The 13,258-nt window shown below is 71.7% G+C and carries 13 protein-coding genes; 3 read left to right on the forward strand and 10 right to left on the reverse strand.

The features are described from left to right. Positions 1 to 2 precede the first annotated feature (2 nt). Genes ABWV20_RS04650 through ABWV20_RS04660 form a run of 3 tightly spaced genes read right to left on the reverse strand, consistent with a single transcriptional unit; the run spans position 3 to position 2,595 of the window. Positions 3 to 869, reverse strand: coding sequence for an FAD/NAD(P)-binding protein (locus ABWV20_RS04650; RefSeq protein WP_353353657.1), 867 nt, complete (start codon positions 867 to 869; stop codon positions 3 to 5). Positions 870 to 874: 5 nt separating this feature from the next. Continuing rightward, positions 875 to 1,336, reverse strand: coding sequence for a cyclic nucleotide-binding domain-containing protein (locus ABWV20_RS04655; protein WP_353353658.1), 462 nt, complete (start codon positions 1,334 to 1,336; stop codon positions 875 to 877). Then, positions 1,333 to 2,595, reverse strand: a complete 1,263-nt coding sequence (locus ABWV20_RS04660; RefSeq protein ID WP_353353659.1) for a 4Fe-4S dicluster domain-containing protein — start codon at positions 2,593 to 2,595, stop codon at positions 1,333 to 1,335. The genes ABWV20_RS04655 and ABWV20_RS04660 overlap by 4 nt, the downstream gene beginning before the upstream one ends. Positions 2,596 to 2,825: 230 nt before the next feature. Between ABWV20_RS04660 and ABWV20_RS04665 the strand changes: the two genes are divergently transcribed. Further along, positions 2,826 to 3,182 (forward strand): VOC family protein, encoded by a 357-nt coding sequence (locus tag ABWV20_RS04665; protein ID WP_353353660.1) that lies wholly within the window; start codon positions 2,826 to 2,828, stop codon positions 3,180 to 3,182. Between the two features lie 211 nt (positions 3,183 to 3,393). On the opposite strand, the gene ABWV20_RS04670 is transcribed toward ABWV20_RS04665, so the two are convergent. The 5 genes from ABWV20_RS04670 to ABWV20_RS04690 form a co-directional block, all read right to left on the reverse strand. Continuing rightward, positions 3,394 to 3,816 carry a PPOX class F420-dependent oxidoreductase gene (locus ABWV20_RS04670; RefSeq protein WP_353353661.1) on the reverse strand — a complete coding sequence of 141 codons (423 nt, stop codon included), beginning with the start codon at positions 3,814 to 3,816 and terminating at the stop codon, positions 3,394 to 3,396. A 47-nt stretch (positions 3,817 to 3,863) separates the two neighbouring features. After that, positions 3,864 to 4,319 (reverse strand): alternative ribosome rescue aminoacyl-tRNA hydrolase ArfB, encoded by a 456-nt coding sequence (gene arfB / locus ABWV20_RS04675; RefSeq protein ID WP_353353662.1) that lies wholly within the window; start codon positions 4,317 to 4,319, stop codon positions 3,864 to 3,866. Positions 4,320 to 4,441: 122 nt separating this feature from the next. Beyond that, positions 4,442 to 4,939 carry an NPCBM/NEW2 domain-containing protein gene (locus ABWV20_RS04680; protein WP_353353663.1) on the reverse strand — a complete coding sequence of 166 codons (498 nt, stop codon included), beginning with the start codon at positions 4,937 to 4,939 and terminating at the stop codon, positions 4,442 to 4,444. A 188-nt stretch (positions 4,940 to 5,127) separates the two neighbouring features. Beyond that, entirely contained in the window at positions 5,128 to 8,652 is a 3,525-nt protein-coding gene (locus ABWV20_RS04685) for a glycoside hydrolase domain-containing protein (RefSeq protein WP_353353664.1), read from the reverse strand. A gap of 6 nt (positions 8,653 to 8,658) precedes the next feature. After that, positions 8,659 to 9,024, reverse strand: a complete 366-nt coding sequence (locus ABWV20_RS04690) for a sialidase family protein (protein WP_353353665.1) — start codon at positions 9,022 to 9,024, stop codon at positions 8,659 to 8,661. 196 nt (positions 9,025 to 9,220) lie between these two features. Here ABWV20_RS04690 and ABWV20_RS04695 point away from each other — a divergent pair, with 196 nt between their 5' ends. After that, entirely contained in the window at positions 9,221 to 10,084 is an 864-nt protein-coding gene (locus ABWV20_RS04695; RefSeq protein ID WP_353353666.1) for an oxygenase MpaB family protein, read from the forward strand. 19 nt (positions 10,085 to 10,103) lie between these two features. Here the strand turns inward: ABWV20_RS04695 and ilvA are convergent, their stop codons facing one another. Beyond that, positions 10,104 to 11,336 carry a threonine ammonia-lyase gene (ilvA, locus tag ABWV20_RS04700; protein ID WP_353353667.1) on the reverse strand — a complete coding sequence of 411 codons (1,233 nt, stop codon included), beginning with the start codon at positions 11,334 to 11,336 and terminating at the stop codon, positions 10,104 to 10,106. Between the two features lie 137 nt (positions 11,337 to 11,473). Here ilvA and ABWV20_RS04705 point away from each other — a divergent pair, with 137 nt between their 5' ends. After that, positions 11,474 to 11,794, forward strand: a complete 321-nt coding sequence (locus ABWV20_RS04705) for a DUF2853 family protein (protein WP_353353668.1) — start codon at positions 11,474 to 11,476, stop codon at positions 11,792 to 11,794. 234 nt (positions 11,795 to 12,028) lie between these two features. On the opposite strand, the gene ABWV20_RS04710 is transcribed toward ABWV20_RS04705, so the two are convergent. After that, positions 12,029 to 13,255 (reverse strand): 4-alpha-glucanotransferase, encoded by a 1,227-nt coding sequence (locus ABWV20_RS04710; protein WP_353353669.1) that lies wholly within the window; start codon positions 13,253 to 13,255, stop codon positions 12,029 to 12,031. Positions 13,256 to 13,258 lie beyond the last annotated feature (3 nt).

The raw sequence follows: 13,258 nt of genomic DNA on the forward strand, positions 1-13,258 counted from the left end.
CTTCAGAGCTCCCACTTCGTCAGGAGCGGGGAGATCCGGTCGAGGTCGAAGACGGGACCGTCGAGGCACACGAAGTGCTCGCGCAGCTGGCAGTGACCGCAGAGGCCGATCCCGCACTTCATGGTGCGTTCCATCGAGAGACGCACCCTCGTGCCGGAGACGCCGCGGTCGCGCAGCCCGGTCGCGATCGCCCGCATCATGATCTCTGGGCCACACACGAGCGCAAGCGCGTTCAGCGCGTCGAACCGGGCGCGGGACACGAGCCGGGAGACGAGCCCGACCGCCCCCGTCCATCCCGGTGAGCCGTGGTCGACGGTGAGGCCGACGGCGACGTCGTGCTCCGCGGCCCAGGTGCGCAGCTCGTCGGGGTAGACGACGTCCTCCGGTGTCCTCGTGCCGTAGAGGAGCGCGACGCGACCGTAGGCGCTCCGGTCGGCGAGGACCTCGAGGATCGCGGGGCGGAGCGGGACGAGTCCGATGCCGCCGGCGACGAGGACGACGTCGCCGCCCTTGCCGTCGGCCACGTCCCAGCCGGTGCCGAAGGGTCCTCGGACGCCGAGGACCGTGCCCGGGCCGGCGGCGCAGATGGACGCCGTCACCGAGCCGACGTCCCGCACCGTGTGCTGCAGGAGCTCCGGGTGAGCTGGGTCGCCGCTGATCGAGATGGGCACCTCGCCGACGCCGAAGGAGTGCAGCATGGTGAACTGCCCGGGCCGGAAGGGCAGGGTCCCGCCGTCGACCGCCTCGAGGACGAGGGTGTGGGTGTCAGCCGTGTCCCGGCGCGTCGAGACGACCCGGAAGAGCCGAGGCAGCATCGGGTCCGGCTCCGGTGGCCGTGGTCCCGTGGCAAGCGCCGTCAGCGCCGTCATCCCGGTCACCTCCCCGAGGCATAGACGTCGAGCAGCTGGGTCCGCGCCGACTTGAGCCGGTCCGCCATGACCTGGCCGACGTGCCGCATGAAGAGGTAGCCGACCGCCGGGTCGGCGTCGCACTTGTCGCGCAGGCACGTCGCGTCGAACTGGACGACACTGGACTCGAGCGCGGCGACGGCGTCGAAGCTCCACCGCGGCGGCTCCACGAGCCACGACCAGCCGACCACCTCGTCGGCCTCCACGGTGTCGACGATGACCGGCCCGCCCGCGGGCCGGTGGATCTGGACGGAGACCCGCCCGGACCGGACGACGTAGAACGCGTCGGCTCCCTCCCCTTCGCGGAAGAGGGCCTGACCCGGCCGGAGGTGCAGGTTCCGGGCGCATCCCGCGAGCAACGCGAGGGTGTCCTCGCCGAACCCGTCGAAGAAGGGGTGGTCGCGGATGATCTCGGCAATGGTTCTCATGATCTGACCTCGGTGGTCGGGTGGGGTGAGATGGCGTCACCGGCCCTGAGGGCGGCGACCTCCTCGGTGAGGTCGATCCCGGCCGGGCACCACGTGATGCACCGCCCGCAGCCGACGCAGCCGAGGGTCCCGAACTGGGTCTGCCAGGCAGCCAGCTTGTGGGTCAGCCACTGCCGGTAGCGCGACTTCGTCGACGTCCTGACGCTGCCGCCGTGGATGTACGAGTAGTCCTGGGTGAAGCACGAGGCCCAGACGCGGTGCCGCTCGGCGTGTTCGCCGGTGAGGTCGGAGACGTCGGTCACCGTGCTGCAGAAGCACGTCGGGCAGACGAGCGTGCAGTTCGAGCAGGCGAGGCAGCGCGAGGCGACGTCGTCCCAGACCTTCGACTCCGCCGCGCCGTAGAGCAGACCCACGAGGTCCTCCGTCTCCAGGGACCGGCCCATGGCCGCCACGGCGCGGTCGCGGACGAGGTCTGCCGCCGAGGTGTCCGAGGGGGATGCGGCGACGGCGCCGATCTCGTCGAGCAGCTCGGCGCCCAGGTCCGTGCCCACCTTCGCGACGAACCGGTGCCCGCGCTCGCCGAGCGCCTCACCTGACTCCTGAGCCGACTCCTCAGCCGACTCCTCACCTGACTCCTCACCTGACTCCTCACCTGACTCCTCAGCGGACTCCTGACCGAGCACCTCGGTCAGGGCCAGGTCGTACCCCTCCGTCGGCGCCGGGCCGGTTCCCACGGAAGCACAGAAGCAGGTCCCGGACGGGTGCGAGCAGGTGACCGCCACGACCAGGGTGTCGCGGCGCCGGGCGGCGTAGTGGACGTCGCTCGCGAGGCGCTCCGTGAGGATGCGGTCGTGCTGCCCGATGGCGGCCAGGTCGCACGAGCGGATCCCGAAGAGTGCCAAGGGCGCTCGTCGGACGCTGGGGTCATCTGCGGGCTCGATGACGGGGAAGGGCTGTCCGTCCTCGCCCGGGCCCATCCGGCTGCGCCACAACAGCTCGTCGGCGGGGAAGAAGACCGGCTTGGCCGACTGGACGGGGGCGGCGAAGCCGAAGTAGAGCGCGTCGTCGCGCATCGTGCTCCGGTAGTGGCCCGGCGCCTGGTCGTCACCCCGACCCCGCGGCAGGTCGTCGACCGAGGTGATCGGCCCGTACGTCACGGCGTCGTCGCGCATCGTCGGGCCGATCACGCTGAAGCCGCGCGCCTCGATGGCCCGGAGCAGTGCCGCGAGCTGCGCGGCCGAGAAGATCCTGTCACTCATCTGTGCCCCCTCACTGACCGTAGACCCGGCCACCGTGGTCGAGAGGGGTGTGAGCGCGTCTCACTGGTCACACTCGCCGGCGTCCGCCGAGCCACGTGACCCTCGTGCGGCTGATGCTGACGTTGGTCTCGGGCGGCGACGTCAGGACCCGTGGCAGGCCCACTCGACGAGCCCCTGCAGGTGCTTCCCGAGCGCCGGATACGCTGAGCAGGACGGAGAGGAGCGGCGCCATGTCCGACTACGACGTCCGCATGATCGTCCTGTCGACGGACGACCTGGACGACTCGATCGCCTTCTACCACGACACATTGGGGTTCCCCCTGAAGTTCCGTGACGGGACGCACTTCGCTGCGCTGGACGGCGGCTCGGTGACGCTCGCCCTGGCGACCGCGTTGGACCACCCGATCCCCGGCAAGGTCGCCGTCGGCATCAGGACCGACGACGTCGACGCGGCCGCCAAGGCGGTCGAGGACAACGGCGGTGCGATCCTCCGGGCTCCCTACGACGACGCCTACGAGCGCCGCGCCGTGGTCTACGACCACATGGGAAACGGGCTGGTCTTCTACAGCCCCCTGCCCAGGGCCTGATCACCCAGCCACGCCGGGCGCGCTCCTCGGACGCCCGGGCGAGGTCAGCGGCATACGGCCCATCCCGTATGCCGCTGGGCTGACGTCCGCTGGAATTCCCCGTTTCGCTCCCTCCGGGACGGCCACCTGAACACTGGGACGTGCCGACACCGCAGCCTGCCCCGGCGCACCGGCTCACGGTCTGCGCAGCTGCGTTCGCAGCCGACGGACGTCAGTCCCCTTCGACCCAGGGGCCCATGCCGCGCACCTTCGTCGGGGCGACGCGAATGACGAAGCCGGCGGGCGGGTTCGGCATCGGCGGGAAGTCCGTGCCCGGACCGATGTAGCGCTGGGCGAGCTCGCGCAGCAGCTCGGAGGCTCCGCCCTCGTCCACCCTGGCCCGGCCCTCGACCACGAGGTAGTGCTGCATCCCGTAGGTGCTGCCCTCGGCCTCGATGGACAGGGAGACCCGTGGGTCGCGGCGGATGTTGCGCACCTTCTGGTCGACCATGAGCTTGCCGATGACGATGTCGCCACCGTCGAGACCGACCCAGACGATCGTCACGTGTGGGCTGCCGTCCGCGTTGACGGTGACGAAGTGCGCCAACCGGCCCGACTCGATGACGGCGCGGGCGTCCGTCGACAGATCCACCATGGACCGACGGTAGGCGCGCGGCGGCGTCCTGTCGATGGCCACGCGAGTCAGTCCGACGCAGGTGGCACCCGCCCGCGCGACGACTTGAGGTCGCCACGGCGCTTCTTCGCGTCGAGCCGGCGAGACTGCGACCCGCGGGTCGGCCGGGTCGGGCGCCGGGCAGGAGCCGGTGGGGCGAGCGCCTCGACGAGCAGGTCGCGCAGCCGCTCGCGCACGGCGGCGCGGTTGCGGCTCTGCGACCGGTGCTCCGAGCCGACGAGGCGCAGCCGACCCGCGACGAGACGGTCGGACAGGCGCTCGAGAATCCGCTCGCGCTGCGCTGCGGTGAAGACGACGCTCGCGCCTGGGTCGAAGAGGAGCTCCACCCGACTGTCCGTGGTGTTGACGCCCTGACCTCCCGGCCCGCTCGACCGGCTGAACCGCTCGACGAGCTCCGCCGCCGGGATCACCAGCTCGCCCAGGCCGGGCCCCCGCAGCACGAGGTCCTTCCCGGGTTCGGTCACCCGCTCATTCTCGCTCAGCGACAGGCCGCGCCAGCGGTCCGCTGGGAGCGAGCCCAGCGGCATACGACATCCGCCGTATGCCGCTGGGCTCGGTCGCGCGCCCGCGCGCCCTCGGCCTCGGGTCAGGAGCAGCGGACCCAGGCGTTGGCCCAGTCGCCGTGGTCCTGGCCGTTGTGGCCGAGCGGGTCCTGGACGAGCTCGATCCGGCCCGCTCCGGTGATGTCCACGTCCGCGTGACCGGTCGCGGTCGTCGCGGTCATCGTCCCGGAATGCCACTGCCGCACGCCGTCGGCCCTGACCTCGAAGGCCACGGACCCGCCCGAGGCGATCTCGTCGTCGATGCCGTAGTCGAACGACACGCGGTCGCACGACCCTCCCACGCCGATGACGATGGTCGACAGGGCATGTGCCCCAATGCCCTTGGAGTAGGAGCGACCGTTGAGCGTGATCACTCCGCCGTCGCCGGCGGCGTTCTCACCGTTGGACGTGTCGCGCTCGACCGGCCCCCAGCCGTTCGTGGCCGAGATCCACTCCGCGTCGGAGAGGAAGTAGCCTCCGGCGACGAGGGCGAACGGTCGCTCGAGCATGGTTTTGCCCTCCGCGGTGAGGGTGAGCGTCACGTCGTCGAGCCCACTGCGACCCTGCGGGTCGAGCGGCAGCTCGACGAACCGTGAGCTCGCCCGGCGCCACGGTGAGGGTGACGGGCGGGGCCGCGAACGTCTTGAGGCCGCTCGCCGCGAGGGTGACGGTGCCGGCGGCGGATCCGACGTTGCGCACCGGGACCGACGCGGTGATCACCGACGTCGTGTCACGGACACTCTGCCGGTCGACCTCGATGTCCCCGACCGGCGCCACGGCGTCGACGATCCTCGCCCGCCGCCGTGACCGTCTCGACGACACCGGCGGAGCTCGTCACGACCACGTCCGCCGCGAAGAGGTCACCGACCGCTGGGACGGGCACCGTGGCCCGGTAGTCCCGGCTCGCGCCCGCCGCGAGGGGACGGTTGTCCGCCGGCTCGATCCGCACGGCGTTGCCCACCCGGACGGTGAGCTCCTGCAGACGGGTCGCCCCGGCCGTGACCGTCACGTCGACCACGGCCACCCCGCCGCGGGCCACGAGCCCGCCGTCGATCGTGGCGGTGGCGTCGGCCCCGTCGCGCTCGGAGAGTGCGGCGATGAGCTCGGCCCGGTGGTCGAGCAAGCCGTGCCATGCCGCCGGTGTCGACGCGCCCGCAGGCTCGACCCCGTCGAGGGCCGCCGTGACGACCGGCGCGTCCGCACCCAGCTCGGCCTTGGCCAGGTCGAGCAGCTCGGCGTCGTCCTGCCCATCCTGGAAGAGCTCCCACCGCGTGGACGAGACCGGACCGTCCTCACCCGGGTAGACGATGTACTCGTCGCCCTGGCCGTAGCGGAACGACGGGTCGTCGTAGACGTCCTCCGGCCACGAGTTGTAGGTCCACCGGAGGTAGCCGTCGAGGTCGCGCTGCTCCACGACCCACCCCAGGGTGCGCGTGTTGAACGGCGACGTCGGGACGACGGTGTTGGGCGCGGTCGGCTCGTTCCACGTGTAGAACAGCGTCGGCTTGCCCGCCGCCCGCCGGCTGTCGATGAGCGACTGCGGGACGGAGTCGAGGAACGTGACGTTGAACGAGATCGCCTCGGCGATGTCGGCCTCGGCCAGCGAGTTCGCGGCGAGGGCGATCTTGTCCAGCCACACCGGGTCGACCGAGCGCAGCACGTCGAACGCGGCGTTCATCCGGGCGAGCGGCTGCTCGTCGAACGCCAGGCGCGTGTCGTCGAACCAGCCGCGCTCCTTCAGGTGCGCGGTGAAGGCGGTGAGGAATGCTCCCCAGGCCTCGCGGTAGCGCACATCGCCGACCGTGACCGGCTCCGAGACGTCCTTCCCGGTGCGCGTGTCGCGGTAGAAGAGCCGGTCGCGGTTCTGGAACTGCAGCATCGCGAAGGCGTGGATGTCCCTGCCGATCCCCGCCGCCCGCGAGTCCTCGACGATCCGGTCGAAGACCGAGAAGTCGAAGCCGAACGTGGACCCGTCCCACGTCCACTGGACGGTCGACCGGTAGGGGCTCCACGTCTGGGCACGGATGGTGCCATCGTGGTTGACCAGCCACGGGTCCTCGGTGATCGCCACGTTGACGACGTCCTGACCGGCGGCGGCGAGGTCCTTCCAGTAGGGCTTGAGGGCCGCGAAGTGCGCCTCGCTCCAGGGGGTCAGGCCGAGCTGGTCAGCGACGGCGTCCGGGTGCGACCACAGGTCCAGGACGAAGGGCCGCTCCGCGACGGGACGCAGGTCGACCTCCGGGACGACGATCTGGAGTGCGTGGCGCCCGATCCGCCCGGCCGCCGTGAGCACCTCGACGGTCGCCGAGTACACCCCCGGCACCGCATCGCCCGGCACTCGCACGGTGAACCAGATCGGCTGGTTCTTCCCCGCCGGCACGTTGACCGACGGCACGTCGAGCAGCGGGTCGGCGACGAGGCCGCCTTCCACCTCGTTGCGGATGTACGTCGGGTAGCGCACCTGCACGGAGCCCGACAGGGCGTGGCCGGCGAGCGACCGAGGGGTCGAGACCGTCGCCCGCAGGTCGGTGACCGGCGTCGCGCCCGCTGAGACGGCGAGCTGAGCGCTGGCCCGGCCGTTCGCCGGGACCTGGAGCGTCAGCGGCTTCGAGCCCGTCGGGGACCCGGTGACGCCGACGCGGGGCACCCGGACGAAGGACGACGCGGCGAACTCACCCGCAGGGGTCGAGATGCTCGGGCCCGTGGCCCGCGGCAGGCCGTCGGTGAGGTCGACGGGGAAGAGCCGGGCGGACGCCTTGACCGTCTGGCCGGCTCCGGTCGCGGTGGCGCGGTAGGTGGCGCTCCACTCCCCCGCCTCCAGGTCCGCCTCGGTGACGATGTGGCTGGGGGCGATGTTGCGGCAGGCGTAGGACGCACCGGGAGCGAGCGACGAGTAGTTGCAGGCGCTCCCGCCGGACGGCTCGACGAGCTTGATGCCCGACAGCGTGACGTTGCCGGTGTTGTGCACCTCGAGCCACGGCTGGATGCGGTCGCCGACGAGACCGTCGGCCCCACCGGTGTAGATGGCGTCGAGGACGGGCCGCAGCTGGAGCGCCGGGGCCGGAGGAACCACCCCCTGCACGGGCACGGTCGCGTCGACCCCGGAGACCTTCCCGTCGACGCGGTACTCCAGGCGCACCGAGTGGCTCCGCTGGTCGGCGGTGGCGGGCGGTGTGACCGGCACGTCGACGGTGGCCTTCGCCCCGGCGGCGAGCGCCGGCACGGCAACGCCCTCACTCGACCAGGTGGAGCCGGTGGGAAGGCCGAGCCGGCCCGCGGGCAGCCACTCCCCGCTCTGGTTGGTGACGGTGACCTTGAGCGACCCGGCCACCCCGGGCGCCTGGACCGGGGCGTCGTCGACGCCCAGCGAGGCGCACACGCCACCGAGCCAGTCGAGGCCGAAGCTCGTGTACGAGATGTAGCGGTAGCCCTCCCGCTCGTACAGCAGGCCGTAGCGCCCACCGAGGCGACCCTGCTTGTCCGGCAAGGGAGTCAGCGTCGAGTAGGCCGTGGCCCCGGACTGGACGACCTTCTCGACCGGCCACGTGGCGCCGCTGTCGCAGCTCATCCGGACGGTGAGGTTGCGCCGAACCAGCTGGTTGTCGGTGTTGGAGTGGAGCAGGATCTGGGCGCGTGGGTCCTCGGCCGGAGCGTCCGGGAAGGCGCGGACGACGCTGCCGTTGTTCGCCGGGTCGGGCAGCTCCGTGTCCCTCTGGAACGGCGTGTAGGTGACACCACCGTCGGACGAGCGGGCGACGTTGCGGTAGGGGGCGGCCCGTGACACGAGCAGGATGTCGCCGTTCGCGAGCTCGGCGACCTTGTTCTCGTCCGCTCCCGGCCCGACCGGCTGGCCGGCCCGCCACGTCGCGCCGTGGTCGTCGGAGTAGGCCGACACGGCGTAGTTCCCACCGGAGATCCGCACGGTGTACTGCTGGATGAGACGTCCCGTGTGGGGCCCGGAGCGGAGCTGGATGCCCTCACCGCTCGCGGCGAACATCCCCGCCCAGGTCGTGTTCGCCCCCTTGAGGTCCGCGGTGATGCGCCGGTGCTCCCACGTCGTCCCGTTGTCACGCGACACCGAGTAGTCGGCGTGCAGCACGTTGGGGTCGCTGGGGTCCTTCCCCGTCGTCGAGGAGGCGTACCCGGCGTTGATGCTCGCGGCGTAGAAGACGAAGACGTCGCCGCTCTGCCGGTCGACGACGATCGAGGGGTCACCGAAGCCGTTCGGTGCCGGCTCGCGCCGGATCGTGGTCATCGGCCCTCACGTCTTGCCGCCGTCCGTCGAGCGGCGGCTCAGGAGAGCGATGTTGGACGGCAGGTCGTTCATCGTCGGGCGCCCGTCGAAGACGGCGAGAAGGTCGCCGTTGGCCAGGCTCGAGAGCGCCGTGATGCGGTAGCGGAGCCAGTCGCCCTGGCCGCGAGTGGCCAGGTTGACGAGGTCGAGGCCGGCGTCCAGCCCGTCGGCCGTCGCACCGTCACCCGGCACGGGAGCCGGCACGTTCAGCGGGATCGCGCTCGCGGGAGTCGTGCTCGTGACTGCCGGACGGGCCGCAGTGGCCGGCATGACGCCCGCGGCCAGACCGGCACACAGGACGCCGACGGTGAGGGTACGCAACAGCAGCTTCACGGAATCTCCCTTGACTCGCAGCAGCCGGAGGCTGCTTGCTCATGCCCGTTTGTCGTAGTTCGTGAGCATAAATGGACATATGATGTCTGATAACCCCTAGCCAGCCGGCCTCAAGCCGGCACTCCAGCCGGCCTCCACCCGTGGAGCCAACCCAGCGGCATACGGCATCGACCGCACCTCGACGTACGGTGAGCCTGTGAATGTCGACGGAGTCACCCGGCTGGTGCAGCGCCGCCTCGGCCTCGCCCTCCGAGGCCGCGTCGCCGGCGAGGACGCTCCCGAGCGCGCCCAGCGGATCTGGGGGACGCCCGGCGAGCGGTGGTTCACGCCGGAGGACCCGATCTGGCGCGTCCACCGGGACGCGTCCATGTTCTCCGGTGGTATCGCCTCCCTGCTTCTGCAGTCCCTCCATCCCCTGGCCATGGCGGGAGTGGCGGGCCACAGCGGCTACAAGAGCGACGCGTGGGGGCGGCTGCAGCGCACGAGCCACTACATCGCGACGACGACCTACGGGACCATCGAGGACGCCGAGGAGGCCATCGCGCGGGTGCGCGCCATCCATGAGCGGGTCCGCGGCCGCGACGACCTCGGCCGCGCGTACCGCGCGAGCGACCCGCACCTGCTCCTCTGGGTCCACGTCGCCGAGATCCACTCCTTCCTCCGAGCCCACCAGAAGTTCGGCGCCACGCCCCTGAGCCCGCGCGAGACCGACCGCTACGTCGAGCAGACGGCCGTGGCGGCGCGGCTGCTCGGCGTGACGGACCCCCCGATCGACGCCCTCGGCCTACGCCGGGTGCTCGACTCCTACCGCCCTGAGCTCGAGGCCACCCCGGCGGCTCTCGAGGCGGCCCGGTTCCTGCTGCTCAACCCGCCCCTGCCGCTGCTCGCGCGCGCCGGCTACGGGACGCTCGCCTCCGGGGGCGTGTCGCTCCTGCCGGACTGGGCGCGGGCCATGCTCCGGATCCCACTCCCCGGCCCGGTGGCCAAGCACGTCGCCCAGCCCCTGGGGAAGGTCGGGACCGCCGCCGTGCGCTGGGGCATGGCCGGTGTCGAGGGGTAGCCGCGGCCATCTCGGCGGTTCAGTCCACGTAGAGGCGGTAGCCCTTCTCGCGGAGCGCCGACGTCACCGCGTCGGCGTGCTCCCGACCCTTGGTCTCCAGGGTCACGCCGATCTCGACCTCCTGGACGCTCAGCGCCCGCACGGTGCGTGAGTGCGCGACGTCGACGACGTTGGCATCGAGGGTCGCGCAGTCGGCGAGCAGCGCCGCCAGCGACCCGGGCCGGTCGGGGACGCGGACCCGGAGCTCGAGGTAGCGGCCACCGGCAGCCATTCCGTGCCGGATGATCCGCAGCAGCAGCAGCGGGTCGATGTTCCCCCCGGACAGCACCGCCACGACCGGACCCTCCACCTCGGCGGCCGGCGAGCCGTCCAGCAGCCATGCCGCGGTGGCGGCACCGGCCGGTTCGACGACGAGCTTGGCCCGCTCGAGCAGGAAGAGCAGCGCCCGCGCCAGCGAGTCCTCTGACACCGTCTCGACCGAGTCGACGTACTGCTGGATCACGGCGAACGGCACGTCACCCGGGCGTCCCACGGCGATACCGTCCGCCATCGTCGCCATCCGCGACACGGCCACCGGGCGCCCGGCCGCCAGGGACGGCGGATAGGCCGCCGCCTCTGCAGCCTGGACTCCGACGATCCGAACGTCCGGCTTGAGCGCCCGCAGGACCGTGCTGATCCCGGCGAGCAGTCCTCCCCCGCCGACGCTGACGACGACGGTGCGCACGTCAGGGCACTGCTCGAGGATCTCGAGGCCACAGGTGCCCTGTCCCGCAACGATGTCCGGATGGTCGAAGGGGTGGATCAGCACGGCGCCGGTCTCCTCGGCGAACCCCTGGGCCGCGACGAGGCACTCGTCGATCGTCGTGCCGAGCTGCTCGACGTCAGCGCCGTAACCCTGCGTGGCGAGCAGCTTGGGCATCGACGCGCCGAGCGGCATGTAGACCTTCGACCTGATACCCAGCAGCGAGGCCGCGAGAGCGACGCCTTGGGCATGGTTGCCGGCGGACGCGGCCACGACACCGGCGCGCTTCTCCTGCTCGGACAGGCGGGCCATCCGGGTGTAGGCGCCCCTGATCTTGAACGAGCCGGCGCGCTGGAGGTTCTCGCACTTGAGCTCGACCGTGGCGCCGACGCGGTCGCTCAGGCCCCGGCTGTACTCCAGCGGGGTCGGCCGGACCACACCCTCGAGGAGCGCCCGGGCGGCGCGCACGTCGTCGACAGTCACGGCGGGCAGGGTGGTCACGAACGCCACGCTACGCCCCGGCGGGCGTGGGCCAGCGACCGTCGTCACACCGAACCGAGGAAACCGTTGATCGCAAACCCGTCCAGGGCCACGCCACAGCGATACTGTCGCGGCATCGGGGCCCAACCGCACACGAGAGGATGCACATGGCCGAGGACTGGGCAGTCGACGTCAGGAAATACGCTCCAGAGGCCGACGACGCAGCGATCAAGGGCGTGGTTCGCCACTGCGGAATCGCACTGCAGAGTCGCGACTCCTCCCTCGTTTCGTTCAGCGACGCCGAAGAGCTGCGCCGCGTCCGTGAAGGGTTCATGAAGAAGAAGCTCGGCCTGACCCAGGCCGACGCCGACCTGGACTCGGCACTCGTCGACGTGGGCGAGCGGATGAAGAGCGACCGCACGAAGAACCGGGTCACCGTCTACTACCTGCTCGCAGAGCGGTTCGACAAGCTCGACCTTTTCCGCTGACGTCCCTCGGGACGGCGGCCACGACTCCGCCCCCACGCACGGCTGGGGGCGTGGTCCGTCCGCCGCCCGGTGCGAAGAGATGCCCGCGGGCTCCCCTCCGACGAGGAGTCGTGGAAAGCGTCGCTGAAGCCGGGCCGCACCGGCGGCCGCCCTGTGGGCACGACTCAGCTCAGCGGCATACGCCATCGGCCGTATGCCGCTGAGCTCACTCCCCGACGGAAGGGCCCCACGCTCCTACCGTGCTCGGCCGGCCGCCTCGGTGAGGGCGCGCAACCGCACCGCGTGCTCGGAGGTCAACCACCCGGGTTCCATCCGCCACTTCCAGCCGCCCTCGACGCCGGGGGTGTTCATCCGAGCGTCGGAGCCGAGGGCCAGCACGTCCTGGGCCTGCATCATGGCGAGCTCGCCGGGCATGGCGAGGGCCAGCTCGATCAGCGCCCAGGACGGCTCGTGGTCCACGTTGGCGTGAACGCCGTTGTCTCGGCAGGCCGCTCGCACCATGTCGCGGACGTCGTCGGGCTGACCGGACCACCAGCCGAGCACGGTGTCGTTGTCGTGGGTGCCGGTGTAGACCACCTGGTCGCTGCGCAGGCGGCTCGGGTGGTGGAGGTTGTGCGCATCCCATGGGGTGAAGCCGAACTGCAGGACTGCCATACCGGGCAGCCCCAGGTCCCGTCGCAGCTCGTGGACGGGGGCGTCGATGTCGCCGAGGTCCTCGGCGAGCATGGGCAGGTCGCCGAGCTCGGCCCGGACGGCCTCGAAGAGGGCGCGGCCCGGCCCCGGCTCCCACCGGCCGCTCATCGCCGTGTCGGCGTCGGCCGGGATGGCCCAGTAGCCGGCGAACCCACGGAAGTGGTCCAGTCGGACGTAGTCGAACAGCTCGAAGGTGCGGCGCAGCCGTTCGACCCACCAGCGAAATCCCTCGTCGGCCATGACGTCCCAGCGATAGAGCGGGTTGCCCCAGAGCTGTCCGGTGGCGGCGTAGGCGTCGGGTGGGCAGCCGGCGACCGCGTCGCTGCGGAACAGGTGGGGCCAGGCGTGCGTGTCGGCGCCGTCGGGCGCGACGTAGATGGGGACGTCGCCGAGGATCTTCACTCCTTGCCTCGCGGCGTAGGCCCGCAGCTCGGCCCACTCGCGGGCGAGCCGCACCTGGTCGGCCAGGTCCCCGCCGAAGTCGGTCCATGAGTCGACCCAGTAGGACTCGCGCTCGGTGAAGGCGGCCAGCTCCTCCGCGCTCACCGGAGCGTCGGGGTGCTCGAGGAGCGCGGGCGAGACGGCGAACGCGGACGGCGACTTGTAGGGAGACCCGTGCTCGTCGGGGACGGAGACCGGCAGCACCTGCCACACGGACTGTCCTGCCGCGGCGAGCCAGTCGACGAAGGCACGCGCGGACGGGCCCAGCCGTCCGTCCGGCAGTGACGTGATGTGCAGCTGGACGCCGCTGGCGCGCGAGGTGATCACGCG

The organism is Intrasporangium sp. DVR, assembly GCF_040365325.1.
Lineage (GTDB): Bacteria > Actinomycetota > Actinomycetes > Actinomycetales > Dermatophilaceae > Intrasporangium.